Genomic DNA, 16399 nt, shown 5'->3' on the forward strand with positions numbered 1-16399 from the left:
ATGGTCTTTAAGCTGGGATCCACCCTCAAGGCGGCGATCTCGAACACTGACAAATACCTCAACACCCCGCTGGCGGACGGCCTCACCCGCGCCGATCACCTGCAGAACATCGGTAGGACGCTGGCGACGCCTGAGTGGAGGGGCGCGGCGCACGAGGCGGGTGACTTCCTGCCGCCTGCGTCTCTTCCGCCCTCGCGCGGCGGCGGAGTGGGAGGGATTGGCGGCGGCAAGCGGCGGCGGTGGCAATCGTGACCGAAGCGAGCAATGGCGGCGGTTTCGTGGAAACGCTGCATCAGGCGCAAATTTTGACCTTGCAGCAGATCGGCGACAACGTTGCGGCGCAGACCAAGCGGTTGGAGGGGCTCACCACCAAGGTCGACGACGTTCGAGAGCGGCTGGCGCGACTTGAGGCTCAGGAAGCCGGCAAACTAGTGGATGCGCTGCGCGTGGAGCTCCGCGGCGCCCTTGGACGGATTGACGTGCTCGAGGCGCAGCGCGACCGAGTTGAGGGGGTGGCGGCGTTCTGGACCTGGCTAGCGCGGAGCGGACCTTGGTTCGCGGCTGGCTTGGCGGCGTTTGCGGCCGGTCTTGGTCTGCGAGCTGGCGGACTGAAGTGAACGCTCGGCCGATCCACCGACGTTAGCGGGTGGAAAAGGCGCGCTCGGCCAGGACCCGCACGTAGTCGCGAGGATCGACGGGCCAGTTCTCGCTGAGGGCGAGAAACTGATCCCGGTCTCCGGCGTAGAAGGCCCGCGTGGCCTCCTCAAAGTCGGAGAAGTCGCCAGCCAGGGCGAACATGATGCGGTGCGCCGCCTCCTGGGCTTGGCGCTGGTCATCGCCGCCGGACCTGCGCGCCTGGTCGACCAGTCGGCGTAGGGCCGCTGACGCTCCTCCTGGTTGAGTTGCTAGCCACTCCCAATGCGATGGCAACAGGGTGACTTCGCGGGCCGTTACGCCGAGCTTCGGCCTTCCCCTTCCCGGAGACCGCGGCGGCTCGCCCGTCGGCGAGGTCAGGCGGGCGAGCACGTCTTCCATGGTTCCCCGAAGATCGAGGTCGACCTGCCGACCGGACTTGTCGTCGAAGACGAGTACATGGGATTCGCCGGCGTCGATCGCGGCCTTCACTGCCGGCGCGACGACAGCTAACGGGCCGCTGGCGATTTTTCTGTCGCCAGCAAAGGCAGTGTGCATGTCGGCCATAGATGGCGTCTCTCCGCGAAATATCATCCGGGCATAAAATTGATCCGATGCAGCGGCAAGCTCGGCTGATGCGCGAAGGTCCATCACAAAGGCAAGATTTGCCCTCTCCAGCCACTAGGATGGTGATGACTCGGCCCATCGACGGGCTGGAAGCTGTCCTGGGGGCGTTTCAGCATGCGCATTTTCCTGCGAGCCATTCTGTTGGCGTCGGCGTTGTCGGCGGTCGGCGTTGGGACGAGCGCTTTCGCAGCGCCCTCAGTGGCGCCTGTGCTGTCGACGCCTGACGCCAAAGACGTTCGCTCCTATGCTCGGCCGCTCATTGCGCGGGTGACGCACGTCGACCTGGACCTGGCGGCCGACTTCGCGACGAAGACCGTGAGCGGTCAGGCGGCCATGGATGTGCTGGCCGCTCCCGGAGCGCAGGACATCGTGCTCGATACGCTGGGATTGACGGTCACCAAGGTGACGGACGGCGGCGGGCGAGACTTGCCGTGGAAGCTCGGCTCCGCCGACGCAGACCTTGGGGCGCCGCTGACAGTGCGGCTGAACGGGACCAAGCGCATCGTCGTTCACTACGCCTCGAGCCCCGGCGCGCGGGCCTTGCAGTGGCTTCCGCCGTCGCTGACCGCAGGGAAGGCCAAGCCGTACCTGTTCAGCCAAGGGCAGGACATCAACAACCGCAGCTGGATCCCAACGCAGGACAGCCCGGGAATCCGCCAGACCTGGACGGCCCGCATCGTTGTGCCGAGCGATTTGGTCGCTGTGATGAGCGGAGAGCGGCTGACGCCGAACGGAGAGCCGGCGGGCGAGGGCAAGCATGCCTTCCGCTTCCGAATGGACAATTCGGTGCCGCCGTACCTTATCGCGCTGGCCGTGGGCGATTTGACCTTCCGTGAGCTTGGTCCCCGCACCGGGGTCTACACAGAACCGTCGATGATGGATCGCGCGGCGGCCGAGTTGGTGGACACCGAGCAAATGGTGACGACAGCCGAGGGGCTCTACGGTCCCTATCGCTGGGGCCGCTATGACGTTCTCGTACTGCCGCCGTCATTTCCGTTCGGCGGGATGGAGAACCCGACGCTGACTTTCCTGACGCCCACCTTCATCACTGGTGACCGGGCCAATGTCGGCCTTGTCGCGCATGAACTTGCGCATAGCTGGTCCGGCAACTTGGTAACGAACGCGACTTGGCCCGACGGTTGGCTGAACGAGGGCTTCACGACCTATTTCGAGAACCGCATCATGGAGGCGCAGTACGGCGCGCCGCGGGCGGAGATGGAGGCCGATCTCGATTGGGACGGCATGCAGGCGGACATCGCCGAGGCCGGCGGGTCGGCCGCCGAGGCCACTAAGCTCTACGGCGACGTCGGGGGACAATTGGCCTACTTCAAGGGCGCGACCTTCCTGCGGACGATCGAGAAGACCGTGGGGCGCGAACGGTGGGACGCCTATCTCACGTCTTATTTTGACCGGCACGCGTTTCAGCCCCAGACGACGGCCGGCTTCCTGAGCGATCTTCGCGCCAACCTGATCAAGGGCGACAAGGCGCTTGAGGCGAAGCTGCAGCTCGACCGCTGGGCCTATGCCGCCGGCCTTCCTGACAATGCGGTGCATGTGAAGTCCGAGGCTCTTGCGCGCGTCGACGAGCAGGTCGCCGCGTTCAACCGTGGCATGCCCGCTTCGCAACTGACCACCTCCGCCTGGACCACCCAGGAGTGGCTGAGGTTCCTGAACAGCCTGCCGCGAAAGCTTTCGACGGCCCAACTCGATGATCTGGATGGGACGTTCAAGCTCTCGAACTCGTCGAACAGCTATCTTCGATCGGCTTGGCTGGAACTAGCGATCGCCAACCAATACGAGCCGGCCTTGCCGGCGCTCGAGGAATTCCTGACTACGGTCGGGCGCGGCCTGTTTCTTCGGCCGCTGTACGCGGGGCTGATGAAGCAAGGCGACTGGGGGCGTCCGATCGCTGCGCGCATCTTCGAGAAGGCGAAACCGACGTATCATCCGACGGTGGTCTTGAGTCTCGAACGTCTCGTGACCGGCGGCTGATGGAGCGGCGGATGAAAAAGTTGGCGGGCGTTGCCCTCGCCCTGGCATTGGCAGGCCCCGCGGCGGCTCAGGATGCAAACACGGAGTTCTTTGCGCGCAACGCCCAGGCGCCGGGCGTCAAGACCATTCCGGGCATCCAGTACAAGGTCCTGAAGTCCGGCCCCGAGACCGGGGCCCATCCCAAGCGCTCTTCGACCATCAAGGTGCGCTACGAGGGCAAGTTCCTGGACGGCCGTGTCTTCGATTCATCGAAGAACGATCCAGATGGTGCGGTGACGTTCCCGCTCGGTAAGTTGATCCCGGGCTGGGTGACCGTATTGCCGTTGATGCGGCCGGGCGACGAGTGGGTGATCTACATTCCGCCCGAGTACGCTTACGGACCGGCCGGCAAGGAAATCATTCCTCCGAACACGCCGCTGGAGTTTCGGATCGAGCTCGTCGAGGTCGTCGACTAGGCGCGGGTCAGTTCCGCCACCAGAACCGAGCCCTCGGCGAGGGTCGATTCGCCGGTCCCCTCGACCAGAACGACGTCCTCCGGCTGAAGATCGACAGCGTCGATCCTGGCCGGCGAGCAGGCGAGGATGAGCGTGAGGTCGGCGCGCGTATGCAGCGTCGTCGCACCTTGGCGTCTTTGAACCTGGACGGACCACTGCCCCCGGCGCGCCATCATGTTGAAGTCTCGTACGGCGCCGCCGATCAGGACGGCGTCGCAGCGTGTGTCGCCCGCGAAAGCGAAGGGTGGTGATGAGGCGTCTAGCCTGATCGGCCCTCGTCCCTCGAAGTTCAGTTCAAGGCCCGGTCCAGCGAGCACGGTGAGCACTCGGTCGATATGCGAAAAGGCCGAGAACGGACCGCTGGATGAGACTTCGGCAATGCTGGCGCGCCACTCGAAATCGTCGAGAGATGCACCAGGCGGCCAGGCGGCAACCTCCCAGGTGAGGCCGCCGCCGTTCTTCCACGGCGTCGACGTGCGATCCGTGGCGCGCAGGATGTGCATCAGCCCAGGATACCCGGCAGATCGAGCCCCTTGCTGCGAGCGACATCGAGCGCGATGTCGTAGCCGGCGTCCGCGTGCCGCATCACGCCGCTGGCCGGATCGTTCCAAAGCACGCGCTCGATCCGCTTGGCGGCCGCCTCGGTGCCGTCGCAGACGATGACCATGCCAGAGTGCTGGGAGAAGCCCATCCCGACGCCGCCGCCGTGATGTAGCGAAACCCAAGTGGCGCCGGACGCGGTGTTCAGCAGGGCGTTGAGCAGCGGCCAGTCGGACACGGCGTCAGAGCCGTCGCGCATCGCCTCGGTCTCCCGATTGGGGGAGGCGACCGAGCCGGAATCCAGATGATCGCGTCCAATTACGACCGGAGCTTTCAGTTCGCCTTTTGCGACCATTTCGTTGAAGGCGAGGCCCAGGCGGTGGCGATCGCCGAGCCCGACCCAGCAGATGCGGGCGGGCAGACCCTGGAACTTGATCTTCTCACCGGCCATGTCGAGCCAGTTGTGCAGGTGCGGGTTGTCTGGGATCAGCTCCTTCACCTTGGCGTCGGTCTTGTAGATGTCCGCCGGGTCCCCCGACAGCGCCGCCCAGCGGAACGGGCCGATGCCTCGGCAGAACAGCGGGCGAATGTAGGCGGGCACGAAGCCCGGAAAGTCGAACGCATTGGCGACGCCTTCCTCCTTGGCCATCTGCCGAATGTTGTTGCCGTAGTCGACGGTGGGAACGCCGGCGGCCTGAAAGTCGAGCATCGCCTGGACGTGCTCGGCCATGGAGGCCCGAGCGGCTTCTTCCACCTGCTTGGGATCCTGGTCGCGCATGGCGTACCAGCGCTCAAGGCTCCAACCCCTGGGCAGGTAGCCGTTGACCGGATCGTGAGCCGAGGTCTGGTCGGTCAGAAGGTCGGGACGCACGCCGCGCTTGAAGAGCTCAGGCAGCAACTCGGCGGCGTTGCCGAGCAGGCCGACTGAGATCGGCGTCTTGTCGCGGCAGGACTGCTCGATCCAGGCCAGGGCCTCGTCGACATTCTCGGTCGAGCGGTCGAGATAGCCGGTCCGAAGCCGCATATCGATGCTGGACGGTTGGCATTCGATGGCCAGGCATGATGCTCCCGCCATCACCGCGGCGAGCGGTTGGGCCCCACCCATTCCCCCCAGCCCTGCCGTCAGCAGCCAGCGGCCCGACAGGTCGCCGTCATAATGCTGGCGACCCATCTCCACGAAGGTCTCGTAGGTTCCTTGCACGATGCCCTGGGCGCCGATGTAGATCCAGGAACCGGCGGTCATCTGGCCGTACATGGCCAAGCCCTTGCGATCGAGCTCGTTGAAATGGTCCCAGGTGGCCCAGCGCGGGACCAGATTCGAGTTGGCGATCAGCACGCGCGGCGCGTCAGCGTGGGTCCGGAACACGCCGACCGGCTTGCCGCTCTGGACTAGCAGCGTCTGGTCGTCCTCGAGGCGGCGGAGGGTCTCGACGATCTTGTCGTAGCTTTCCCAGTCACGCGCGGCACGTCCGATCCCGCCATAGACCACCAGCTCCTCCGGACGTTCGGCGACGTCGGGGTGAAGATTGTTCATAAGCATCCGCAACGGCGCTTCGGTGAGCCAGCTTTTGGCCGAGAGTTCGGTCCCCGTGGCCGGGCGGATCACGCGGGTCTTGTCGATACGGGTCATGTAATTCTCAGGCTTGGGCGAAAGCGACAGACGCCTTCAGCACGTTCGTGAGCACCGCGCGCAAGGGCGCGGCCTGGGTGTCGTAGTAGGGCGTGGGCCAGGCGCCAGGCGTTGGCGGATCGGCCGGATCGTCCATGTAGCCGCGGCAGGCGAGCTCCATCTGGATGGCGTGGACGCCCTCGTCTGGTCGACCATAGTGGCGGGTGGTCCAGCCGCCCTTGAACCGGCCGTTGGTGACGCGGCTGAAGGTGCTGGCATCGCACGCCGCCTCGACGCTCGCGGTGAGCTCGGGCGAGCAACTCGCGCCGGAATTGGTGCCGAGGTTGAAGTGCGGCAGCTCACCATCGAACAGTCGCGGAATCCGCGAGCGGATGGAGTGGGCTTCGTAGAGGACTACTTTGGCATGCTGCTTTCGCAGCCTGGCGATCTCGGCCGCCAGAGCCGCGTGGTACGGCTCGAAATAGACCGATCGCCGACGTGCGATTTCAGCCTCGTCAGGCGTCGCGCCCGCGTAGAGCGGTTCGCCGTCGAATGTCGTCGTCGGACACAGCTCCGTAGTCGCCTGGCCGGGGTAGAGCGAGGCGCCTGACGGGTCGCGATTGACGTCGATGACGCTCCTGCTGATCGTCGTGCGGACGGTGGTGGCGCCGAGGTCCGCCGCGAAGCTGTAGAGGCGATGGATCCACCAGTCGGCGTCCTTGCGCGCCAGCCAGGGAGAGGCCAGCTGGGCCTCGACGTCACGCGGCAGGTCAGTCCCCGTATGCGGGAAGCTGACGATCAGCGGCGCATCTCCGCGCCGTACCTCCAGCCAGTCCATCAACCGACTCCGGGCAGGCTGACTGCACCCGCGGCGGCGATGGCGCCGCCCGAGCGCACGAGTTCGTTGGCCGCTTGCATATCCGGATGGAAGTGGCGGTCGTCGTCGAGATGCGGCACCTGGGCCCGCAAGCCCGCACGGACCGCTTCCAGTGCGATGCTCGACGCCAGAGGGGCGTGGAAATCGCAGCCCTGCGCTCCCGCAAGCAATTCGATTCCCAACACGCCGACGACGTTCTCCACCATGTCCAACAACCGCCTGGCTCCGTGCGCAGCCATCGAGACGTGATCTTCCTGGTTGGCGGAGGTCGGGATGGAGTCGACGCTGGCCGGATAGGCCTTCTGCTTGTTTTCTGACACCAACGCCGCCGCGGTGACCTGCGGGATCATGAAGCCTGAGTTCAAACCGGGTTTCGGCGTGAGGAACGCGGGAAGGCCGGATAGCGCAGGATCGACGAGCATGGCGATGCGCCGCTCGGCGAGCGAGCCGATCTCGCAGATCGCCAGAGCGATCATGTCGGCGGCGAAGGCCACTGGCTCGGCGTGGAAGTTGCCGCCCGACAGGGCCTCGTCTGTATCGGCGAAGATCAGCGGATTGTCCGAGACGCCGTTGGCTTCGGTCGCGAGGGTCGCAGCCGCTTGACGCAGGACGTCGAGCGCGGCTCCCATGACCTGGGGTTGGCAGCGCAGGCAATAGGGGTCCTGCACCCGCTCGTCATCCTTCAGATGGGAGGCGCGGATCGCCGAGCCGGCCATGAGCGATCGCAGCGCGTGGGCCGTCTGGATTTGTCCGTCGTGGCGACGCAAGGCGTGGATGCGGTGGTCGAATGGCGTGTCCGACCCCTTCGCGGCCTCGGTCGAAAGGGCACCGGTGATAAGCCCGGTCTGGAACAGCCGTTCGGTCTCGAAGAGCCCAGCGAGCGCGTTGGCCGTCGAGAACTGGGTTCCGTTCAGCAACGCCAAGCCTTCCTTCGGGCCGAGGACGAGCGGTGCGAGGCCCGCTTCGGCAAGCGCCTCGTGCGCGGGGCGGCGTACGCCAGCCACGAAAATCTCCCCGACCCCGATCATGGTGGCGGCCATGTGGGCCAGCGGCGCCAGGTCGCCGGACGCGCCGACAGATCCTTGCGCCGGCACGACCGGCGTCAGATCCTTCGCCAACATCGCTTCCAGCAACGCCGTGGTGGCTGGACGAACGCCCGAGGCGCCTTGGGCGAGGCTCGCGAGCTTCAAGGCGAGCATCAACCGGATGACCGCGATGGGGGAGGGGGAGCCGACGCCAGCGGCGTGCGACAGCACGATATTGCGCTGCAAGGTCTCGAGATCGGCAGCTTCAATGCGGACGCTGGCGAGTTTTCCGAACCCGGTATTGATGCCGTAGACGGGCTCGCCCTTTGCAAGGATGCGCTCGACTGCGGCGGCGCTTTGCTCGATCGCCGCGCCTGAGGTCGGATCTAGCCGGACGTCCGCGCCCCGATAGATCGCGCGCCATTCGGCCAGGCTCACTTCGCCCGGGCGCAACACAACACAGTTCATTTTCCGCTCCACACGCGCGCATGGAGCGGGTTGAACCCCATGCGATAGACAAGTTCGGCTGGGCGCTCGATGTCCCAGATGGCGAGATCGCAGGTCTTGCCGGCTTCCAGCGTTCCGGTTGCGCGGCCCAACCCGAGGGCGCGCGCGGCGTCGCGGGTCACGCCCGCCAGGCACTCGTCGACGGTGAGGCGAAACAGCGTCGCGGCCATGTTCATGGTCAACAGCAGTGAGGTCAGCGGCGAGGTGCCCGGGTTGCAGTCGGTCGCCAGGGCGATCGGCACGCCCGCGCCGCGGAGGGCGTCGATCGGCGGCAAGCGCGTCTCACGGACGAAATAGAAGGCGCCAGGGAGCAGGGTCGCGACGACGCCGGCGCGAGCCATGGCGGCGACCCCATCCATGTCGAGATGTTCCAGATGATCGGCGGACAGGGCGCTGAAGTTCGCCGCCAGGGCGGCCCCGTGTTGGTTGGAAAGCTGCTCGGCGTGCAGCTTCACGGGCAGGCCATGCGCCTGCGCTGCTTCAAAGACGCGGCGGGTCTGGGCCGGCGTAAATCCAATGCCTTCGCAGAACGCGTCCACTGCGTCGGCCAGGCCTTCCGCTGCGATGACGGGAAGCATGCGCCCGCAGACCTCGGTGATGTAACCGTCGGGATCTCCGGTCCATTCGGGTGGCAGGGCGTGCGCGCCGAGGAAGGTGGTGACGATGCGCACCGGGCGTTCCGAGGCCAGGCGGCGGGCCGCGCGCAGGCACTTGATTTCATGTTCCAGCGACAAACCATAGCCGGACTTGATCTCGACTGTGGTCGCGCCTTCGGCGATCAGCGCGTCGAGCCGCGGCAGCGCTGCCGCCACCAGGTCGTCTTCGTCGGCCGCGCGGGTCGCCCGCATGGTCGAGACGATGCCGCCGCCGGCCCGCGCAATCTCCTCGTACGAGGCGCCGGCGAGCCGCATTTCGAATTCCCGCGCGCGGTCGCCGCCGAAGACGAGGTGCGTGTGCGGATCGATCAGTCCTGGCGTGATCCAGCGGCCTTCGCAGTCGATGGTTTCGGCCGGAGCGAAGGTGGGGGCCTGTGCTGCCGGGCCGGCGTACAGAATGCGGCCGTCCCGCGAGGCGATGGCGCCGCGTTCGATTTCGCCGATTTTCGGATGCTCGGGCGCCAGAGTCGCCAGCCGGGCGTTGGTCCAGAGCCGGTCGCATCGCATGTTCGCCTCCTTCCCCGTCGTCGCTAATATGTATAGACATATGTCCAGGCGAGGAGGCTTGTCCAGTGGCTGATCACTCTCAAACGATCTGGTTCGAAAGCGCGTTGCTTGAAGCCGGTTGGGCGCGGAATGTCCGTTTGACCTTGAGCGACGGCGTCATCGCTCGCGTTGAGACGGACGTCGCGCGCGCCGCGGGCGAGGATGCGTATGGTCCGGCGCTGCCAGGTCTGCCGAACCTGCATAGTCACGCGTTTCAGCGCGGCATGGCGGGCCTGGCGGAAGCGCGCGGCCCCTCGGCGGACAGTTTCTGGACCTGGCGCGAGGTGATGTATCGGTTCACGGGGAGACTGCGGCCCGAGGACCTGCACGCGATCGCCGCGCAGGCCTATGTCGAGATGCTGGAGACCGGCTTTACGCGGGTCGGAGAGTTTCACTACCTCCACCACGACCAGGGCGGGGTGCGGTTCGCCAACCCGGCCGAGATGGCGGTCGCGATCGCCGCGGCTGCGGCCGATGCGGGAATCGGACTGACCCTGTTGCCGGTGTTTTACGCGCACTCAGGTTTCGGCGGAGCGTCGCCCACCGCCGGACAAGCCCGATTCATCAACGATCTGGACGGCTTCGCTCGCTTGCTGGACGAGAGTCGCGCCGCGGTCGCGCCGCTGCCCGGTGCGGTGGTCGGCCTAGCGCCGCATAGCCTGCGCGCCGTGACGCGAGAGGAACTTACGGCGCTGGTCGGATTGGCCGGCGATCTGCCAATGCACATCCACATCGCCGAGCAGACCAAGGAGGTCGACGACTGCCAGGCCTGGTCAGGCGCGCGGCCGGTCGAGTGGTTGCTTGCAAACGCCCCCGTAGGCCCCAATTGGTGCCTGGTTCACGCTACGCACATGACGCCGGCGGAGACTGGGGCGCTGGCGCGGAGCGGGGCCGTCGCGGGGCTCTGTCCCATCACCGAAGCCAACCTCGGCGATGGTCTTTTTCCGGCGGTCGAGTACGCGGAGGCCGGCGGCCGCTTCGGGATCGGATCCGACTCCAATGTCATGATAGATGCGCCCGAAGAACTGCGTCTCCTGGAGTACGGCCAGCGGCTAGCGCGCCGGACACGCAACGTGCTCGCCCGCGACGCAGGACGTTCCACGGGAGCCGACCTCTATCGGGACGCCGTCGCCGGTGGTGCGCAGGCGCTGGGACGTCCCGCCGCCGTGCTCGCCATGGGGGCGGCTGCGGATTTCGTCAGTCTCGACCCGACTCACCCGACGCTCGTCGCTCGCGCGGACGATGCGATCCTCGACAGCCTCGTATTCGCCGGCCGCCGGGATATGGTCGACGGTGTCTGGCGGGGCGGGGCGAAGCTCGTCACTAATGGGCGACACCATCGGCGTGTGGAGATCGCCGCGCGTTATCGTCAGGCCCTGGAGTATGTGCTCGCGTGAACAAGCCCGCTCCCGTCGCCGAGGCCGAAGCCCCGGCCGCCCTGCATCAGCGGATCCGCACCGACATCGAGGCCAAGATTCTCTCGGGTGAATTGGGCCCCGGCGACCGGATACCCTTCGAGCACGAGCTCACGGAACAGTACGGCTGTTCGCGCATGACGGTGAGCAAGGCGATATCGGCCTTGGCGGAGGCCGGATTGATCGAGCGTCGCCGGCGAGCCGGATCCTTCGTCGCCCGGCCACGCGTGCACTCCGCCGTGCTCGATATCCCGGACCTGCGCGCCGAAATCGAAGGGCGCGGTCAGGTCTATCGCTTCGAGCTGATCACCTGCGTCCAGCGCGCCGCCGACGGTCCGGACGAAGCCGAATTGGCCGGCGGACGCACGCTGCTCGTCTTGCGAGGGGTTCACTTTGCTGACGCCCGGCCGTTTTCGCTTGAGGATCGCCTGATCAGCCTGCGCGCGGCGCCCGAAGCGGCCCGGGTCGACTTCGCGGAGATCTCGCCCGGGGCCTGGCTTCTGGAGCACATTCCGTGGACCGAGGCCGAGAACCGCATCTCGGCGCTGGCCGCCGATGCCGAAGCCGCACGGCTGCTGGCCGTGCCGCCGCGAACGGCCTGCCTGGCGGTCGAGCGCCGCACGTGGCGGGCAGGGGTCGGGGTGACGCGGGTGCGGCAGCTGTTTCCGGGCGAGAGCTATGACTTAGTCGCCCGTTTCGGCCCCTCACGCAGCTAGGCTTGCAAAGGGGGCCCGCGCGCGCGAAATCGGAGTCGTGACGACCCTCCTTTGGTTTCGCAGCGACCTGCGCCTGAGCGACAATCCCGCCCTTGCCGCGGCGCTTGCACACGGCGGTCCGATCGTGCCGCTGTTCATTCTTGATGACGAGGACGCCGGTCGTTGGCGGGCCGGCGGGGCTTCGCGGTGGTGGTTGCACCACTCGCTGCGGACGCTGGCCGCCGACCTGGCGAAGCGCGGCTCTCACCTGATTCTGCGACGTGGCCCGGCCGAACGCGAGCTTGATCGCGTCGCGGGCGAAGTCGGCGCCCGGAAGGTAGTTTGGAACCGGCGCTATGAGCCCTGGGCCGTCTCGCGCGACGAGGGCCTAAAGGCCGCCCTCAAGGGGCGCGGGATTACTGCGCGCAGCTTCAACGCCGGCCTGTTGCGCGAGCCGTGGGAGGTGGTGAACGGCAAGGGCGAGCCCTATCGCGTGTTCACGCCGTTCTGGCGGGCGCTGCGCGCCGGCCTCGACCTTCCGGCGCCGAGCGAGGCTCCTCGGCATATCCCGGCGCCGCAGGTCTGGCCTGCCGGCGAGGCGCTCGGCGACTGGGGCCTTACGCCGTCGCGCCCCGATTGGGCGGGCGGCCTGCGCGAGACTTGGACTCCGGGCGAATCCGGCGGGCAGGAACGGCTCGACGCCTTCGCCGGTCGCGCCAGCCTCGCCTATGGCGAGGCTCGCAACCTGCCGGGGCGGGAAGGGACCTCGCGGTTGTCGCCGCACCTGCACTTCGGCGAGATCGGCCCGCGCCAGGTTTGGCGCGCCCTGACCGCCGCCGCGTTCGCCGAGACCGGCGACCTGACGCCCTCCGGCGTCGAGGTCTTTCTTTCCGAGATCGCCTGGCGCGAGTTTTCTCACCACCTGCTCTTTCACGCTCCGGCCCTGCCGGAGCAACCGTTGCGGCCGGAGTTCGCGGCCTTTCCCTGGATCCAGGATTCCAAGGGCCTGGAGGCTTGGCGTCGCGGCTTGACCGGCTATCCGATTGTCGACGCCGGCATGCGCCAGCTTTGGGCTACCGGCTGGATGCACAACCGCGTGCGGATGATCGTCGCTTCGTTCCTGATCAAGGATCTGCTGATCGACTGGCGTGAGGGGCAAGACTGGTTCTGGGACACCTTGGTCGACGCCGATCTCGCCAACAACTCCGCCAGTTGGCAGTGGGTGGCTGGGTCGGGGGCCGACGCCGCGCCGTATTTTCGAGTCTTCAATCCGGTGACCCAGGGACAGAAGTTCGATCCCGACGGCGCCTATGTTCGCCGCTGGGTTCCGGAACTCGCGGCCCTGCCGGACAAGCTGCTGCACGCGCCCTGGACGGCTCGGCCGCTCGAGCTCGCAGACGCCGGGGTTCGGCTCGGCGTCACCTATCCGGCGCCGATCGTCGATCATGCGATCGCGCGCGAGCGAGCTCTTGCGGCCTATGCCTTGGCGCGGGCCTAGCGGACCGCCGCGACGTCCCGGTGCACTTGCTCCCAATCGGTCATGTAGACCGCCGCGATCAGGCGGGCGAGCGGATCGGTGGCCGAGGCCTTCGCATCCCATACCGCCAGGTTCTCGTGACGCGCGCCTGAGACGCGGACCAGAAGCGGCCGTTGGCCGGGCCCCCCGAGCCAGGACGAGTCGTGGGCCAGTTCGCGGGCCAGGGCTCTGGGGTCAAACTCGGCTGGCGGTGTCCGATCGGTGACGAGCAGCGCCATGGTCGTGCCCGCGCTCAGCGGCTGCACGCGGCCGTGCGGAGGCCCCGCAACCACTACGTTGCGTCGGGCCATGAAGTCGTAGGGATTGAGCGCGACCTCCAGCACGGCCCCCTCCAGCCAGGGCGTCACGTATCGGCCGTTCTTCTCGATGGTCTTGGGATCATCCTTGAGGATGCGCTTGGCGTTGAAGGTCAGGTTGGCGGTGACCGGCAGCACGCCTTCCTCCTCGGTGGGCGCGCGGCTGATGTTGATCGCGACGCTGAGGCTGGCCCCATGGATATCGGCCAGCGACGGTTGGCTCATCAACGCCTTGAAGACGACCTCCAGCCGTCGGCGCAGCAGATCGGCCTGGGGCGCCGGCAGCTTGCCGCCATAGACGCCGTGCACGAACATCGCCGGTGTGGCCGGATAGACGCCGGGCGCGGATTCCGAGCTGCTGGTCCCCAAGGTCGATCCTGGACCATGGCTGCGCCAGTACTTGAGCAGATGCGGCGGCGCGTACTTGTCGCTGGCCGGGGTCTGGGCGTGGGCGGCCGCGCCGGTCAGCCACAATCCAGTCATGCATAGTGCGGCGAGAGCGGTCAGCAGGCGGTGCATGTCGGGCTCCTTCGAACGCCCGACACCTGCCCCATGCGCCTGCCGCCGGCCTGTCGGCTTCGCCCAAAGCCGCTGTTGGCTCGTCTAATCGACGGATCAGAGATCCAGGCCGCTCTCCCGCCGTATCAGCGGATTTTCCATTGGCTCGGCGACCCTGGTCAGCGTGTTGCGGTCGCGATGCTGGAACAGACCCTCCTGGCCGCGCACCGCCAGCATGGTGTCGGAGACGTAGCTCCAGCTCCCATCGTCGTTGAAGGTGATCTCCAGCTGATAGCTGTCCGTCCGGAACGCATGCTCGAGGAACGCCGTCGAGCTGATGCCGTGCTGGGTGTCGCCGCGGGTCGCCTTGACGACGATGCCAGTCTTGGTGGCTGCGCCGCCGGCGAGCGCCGTCTGGCCGCGCGGGATCGCCAGCGACTGCAGGATCAGGCCGGTCGCGGGCTCGTAGAGCCAGTAGCCGACCTGGTCGTGGAACGTCGTCTCTTCGCCCACGGCGATGATGCGGACGTGATAGCGCAGTCCGTAGAACAGCTGCGGTCCGTTGGCTTGCGGATCGATCGGCCGCATGACGATCCGCTCGATGTATTCGCGCCGCTCGGGGCCATCGGCCTTGGGGTTCACGTCGAGACCCTTACGGCCCTCCCAGGTTCCAGCCAGTCGCCGCAGAGGGCCCAGGTTCGCCAGGCCGTCCGGGTCCACGTCCGCCGGCTCGGTGAAGATGTCGTCGGGGAACGGGTTCACGGGCGCCTCCTCGCGTCTGTGTTGCTGCCCTGCCAATGCCAAGCCCCGCACGCGACGGTCAAGCTCAGCTGCATTGGAGCGGTCCCTAAGAGCTGGCATAAGACGGGATCGATCGGCTGGGGCGGAGGGCGATGATGGGCGAATTCATGCGCGAGGGCGGTTGCCGCTGCTGCCAGGTGCGGTTCAAGGTCTCCGCCCCGCCGCTGATCACAATGGCCTGCCACTGCACCGGCTGTCAGAAGATGACCGCCAGCGCCTTCTCGCTGAGCGTCCTGACACGCAGCGCCGGGTTCGAGGTGACACGGGGTGAGCCGGTCCTTGGCGGCCTGCACGGCGCGACACGGCATTTCTTCTGCCCACACTGCAAGAGCTGGATGTTCACGCGGCCCGACGACGCGCCGCATTTGGTCAACGTCCGCACGACCTTGCTGGATGACCCCAGCGGCCTTGAGCCGTTCATGGAGACCATGACCGCCGAGAAACTGCCCTGGGCGGTCACCCCGGCGGTCGAGAGTTTCGAGGGCTTCCCGCCGCCCGAGGCATACGCGCCGATGATGGCGGCGTTCGCCGCCGGCCGCGCGGACTGACGGCTATTTCGTTCCGATCACCATCGAGTCCGGGCCGACCAGCGGCTGCACCTTGGCGTCGCGGAACCCGGCCTCTTTCATCCAGCCGATGCAGTCGGCGCCGGTGTAGTCGAAGCCGCCATTGGTCTCGATCAGCATGTTCAGGCTCATCAGCAGTCCGAACGCGTTCTGCCGTCGCGCGTCGTCGATGATCGCGTCGTAGACGATCAGCCGCCCCCCAGCCGGCAAGGCGGCGTAGGCCTTGGCCAGCAAGCCGCGCTTCTGGGCCAGGTCCCAGTCGTGCAGGATGTGGCCCATGATGATCACGTCGGCCGTCGGCATGGGATCTGCGAAGAAGTCCCCGGCGGCGAAGCGCACGCGGTCCTGCAGGCTGTTTTCCTTCACATAGGCGTCGAACACGGGCTGCACGACCGGAAGGTCGAAACCGGCGCCCGTCAGGTGCGGATGCGCCCGGGCGATCGCCACCGTCGCCCCGCCTTGGGCGCAGCCGACATCGACGAACGACTTGACCTCGGTCCACGGAAACAGCGCCGCCATGGCGTGCGCCGCCGGCAGGCTGACCCCGGTCATCCCGCGCAGGAAGCTCTCCAGGATCTCCGGGTCGGAATAGATGACTGCGAACAGGTCCTCGCCGCCGTCCTTGGCCTCGTTCTGCGGCAGGCCGGTCTGCAGCGCCTCGGTCAGCCCGTCCCAGAACCGGTAGAGCCGCTTGTTGGCCATTTCCAGGATGCCGCCGACATAGCTGGGCTTGGCCCGATCCAGGTACAGCGCGGTCTCCGCCGTATTGGCGTAGGCGCCGGCCGCATCCCGGTTCAGCACGCCGAGCGCCACCAGCGCGTCGAAGAAGTCACGCGCCGCGCGCGGGTGCAGCTTCAGGCTCCTGGTCAGTTCCTCCAACGATTTGGGACCGCCGCCCAGCTGCGTGAACACGCCCAGCTCGACGGCGCTCAGCAGCGCCTTGGAGCCCCAGAATCCCCAGCCGAGTTGCATGATCCCTTCGGGGGTCACCGCTCGCGCATCGTCCATGCCAGCCTCCTGACGGCTCCGCCCCGCGGGAACGGTCCGCCTGGCCGCAGTCGTTGTCAAACGACGTTCGTCGAGCG

General features: G+C 67.1%; 17 protein-coding genes. 8 read left to right on the forward strand and 9 right to left on the reverse strand.

Translation table 11 applies throughout. From position 1 onward, the window contains the following. Window positions 1-252, forward strand: coding sequence for a hypothetical protein (locus OUA97_RS12405; protein WP_267232209.1), 252 nt, complete (start codon window positions 1-3; stop codon window positions 250-252). Next, window positions 249-617, forward strand: a complete 369-nt coding sequence (locus OUA97_RS12410; protein WP_267232210.1) for a hypothetical protein — start codon at window positions 249-251, stop codon at window positions 615-617. The genes OUA97_RS12405 and OUA97_RS12410 overlap by 4 nt, the downstream gene beginning before the upstream one ends. Before the next feature lie 22 nt (window positions 618-639). Here the strand turns inward: OUA97_RS12410 and OUA97_RS12415 are convergent, their stop codons facing one another. Next, entirely contained in the window at window positions 640-1200 is a 561-nt protein-coding gene (locus tag OUA97_RS12415) for a DUF2239 family protein (protein WP_267232211.1), read from the reverse strand. A gap of 174 nt (window positions 1201-1374) precedes the next feature. Here OUA97_RS12415 and OUA97_RS12420 point away from each other — a divergent pair, with 174 nt between their 5' ends. Together OUA97_RS12420 and OUA97_RS12425 are read left to right on the forward strand one after the other, a co-directional pair. Continuing rightward, window positions 1375-3252, forward strand: coding sequence for a M1 family metallopeptidase (locus OUA97_RS12420; RefSeq protein WP_267232212.1), 1878 nt, complete (start codon window positions 1375-1377; stop codon window positions 3250-3252). 11 nt (window positions 3253-3263) lie between these two features. Beyond that, a complete protein-coding gene (locus tag OUA97_RS12425) occupies window positions 3264-3707 on the forward strand; it encodes an FKBP-type peptidyl-prolyl cis-trans isomerase (protein ID WP_267232213.1) in 444 nt (147 codons plus the stop codon). Here OUA97_RS12425 and OUA97_RS12430 read toward each other — a convergent pair. Genes OUA97_RS12430 through hutI form a run of 5 tightly spaced genes read right to left on the reverse strand, consistent with a single transcriptional unit; the run spans window position 3704 to window position 9467 of the window. Then, the gene (locus OUA97_RS12430) at window positions 3704-4249 is read right to left on the reverse strand and encodes a HutD family protein (RefSeq protein ID WP_267232214.1); all 546 of its coding nucleotides are present in this window, start codon (window positions 4247-4249) and stop codon (window positions 3704-3706) included. The two genes, OUA97_RS12425 and OUA97_RS12430, sit on opposite strands and share 4 nt — an antisense overlap. Next, window positions 4249-5916: a urocanate hydratase gene (gene hutU / locus OUA97_RS12435; protein ID WP_267232215.1), complete on the reverse strand. Its 1668-nt coding sequence runs from the start codon at window positions 5914-5916 to the stop codon at window positions 4249-4251. Before hutU ends, OUA97_RS12430 begins: the two co-directional genes overlap by 1 nt. Window positions 5917-5923: 7 nt before the next feature. After that, on the reverse strand, window positions 5924-6736 hold the full coding sequence (gene hutG, locus OUA97_RS12440) for an N-formylglutamate deformylase (protein ID WP_267232216.1): 813 nt from the start codon (window positions 6734-6736) through the stop codon (window positions 5924-5926). Continuing rightward, window positions 6733-8265: a histidine ammonia-lyase gene (hutH, locus tag OUA97_RS12445; protein ID WP_416362428.1), complete on the reverse strand. Its 1533-nt coding sequence runs from the start codon at window positions 8263-8265 to the stop codon at window positions 6733-6735. The genes hutG and hutH overlap by 4 nt, the downstream gene beginning before the upstream one ends. Next, window positions 8262-9467 (reverse strand): imidazolonepropionase, encoded by a 1206-nt coding sequence (gene hutI / locus OUA97_RS12450; RefSeq protein ID WP_267232218.1) that lies wholly within the window; start codon window positions 9465-9467, stop codon window positions 8262-8264. The genes hutH and hutI overlap by 4 nt, the downstream gene beginning before the upstream one ends. Before the next feature lie 65 nt (window positions 9468-9532). Here hutI and OUA97_RS12455 point away from each other — a divergent pair, with 65 nt between their 5' ends. The 3 genes from OUA97_RS12455 to OUA97_RS12465 are packed head-to-tail and all read left to right on the forward strand — an operon-like array spanning window position 9533 to window position 13114. Continuing rightward, a complete protein-coding gene (locus tag OUA97_RS12455) occupies window positions 9533-10903 on the forward strand; it encodes a formimidoylglutamate deiminase (RefSeq protein WP_267232219.1) in 1371 nt (456 codons plus the stop codon). Continuing rightward, window positions 10900-11637, forward strand: a complete 738-nt coding sequence (hutC, locus tag OUA97_RS12460; protein ID WP_267232220.1) for a histidine utilization repressor — start codon at window positions 10900-10902, stop codon at window positions 11635-11637. The genes OUA97_RS12455 and hutC overlap by 4 nt, the downstream gene beginning before the upstream one ends. Window positions 11638-11674: 37 nt before the next feature. Continuing rightward, complete coding sequence (locus OUA97_RS12465) at window positions 11675-13114, forward strand: cryptochrome/photolyase family protein (protein ID WP_267232221.1); 1440 nt, start codon at window positions 11675-11677, stop codon at window positions 13112-13114. Here OUA97_RS12465 and OUA97_RS12470 read toward each other — a convergent pair. After that, complete coding sequence (locus OUA97_RS12470; RefSeq protein ID WP_267232222.1) at window positions 13111-13968, reverse strand: hypothetical protein; 858 nt, start codon at window positions 13966-13968, stop codon at window positions 13111-13113. The two genes, OUA97_RS12465 and OUA97_RS12470, sit on opposite strands and share 4 nt — an antisense overlap. A gap of 96 nt (window positions 13969-14064) precedes the next feature. After that, a complete protein-coding gene (locus OUA97_RS12475; RefSeq protein WP_267232223.1) occupies window positions 14065-14709 on the reverse strand; it encodes an FABP family protein in 645 nt (214 codons plus the stop codon). A gap of 134 nt (window positions 14710-14843) precedes the next feature. Here OUA97_RS12475 and OUA97_RS12480 point away from each other — a divergent pair, with 134 nt between their 5' ends. Next, window positions 14844-15296, forward strand: a complete 453-nt coding sequence (locus tag OUA97_RS12480) for a GFA family protein (protein ID WP_267232224.1) — start codon at window positions 14844-14846, stop codon at window positions 15294-15296. Window positions 15297-15299: 3 nt separating this feature from the next. Here the strand turns inward: OUA97_RS12480 and OUA97_RS12485 are convergent, their stop codons facing one another. Further along, window positions 15300-16322 (reverse strand): methyltransferase, encoded by a 1023-nt coding sequence (locus OUA97_RS12485; RefSeq protein ID WP_267232225.1) that lies wholly within the window; start codon window positions 16320-16322, stop codon window positions 15300-15302. Window positions 16323-16399 lie beyond the last annotated feature (77 nt).

This window comes from Phenylobacterium sp. 58.2.17, assembly GCF_026411515.1.
GTDB lineage: Bacteria > Pseudomonadota > Alphaproteobacteria > Caulobacterales > Caulobacteraceae > Phenylobacterium.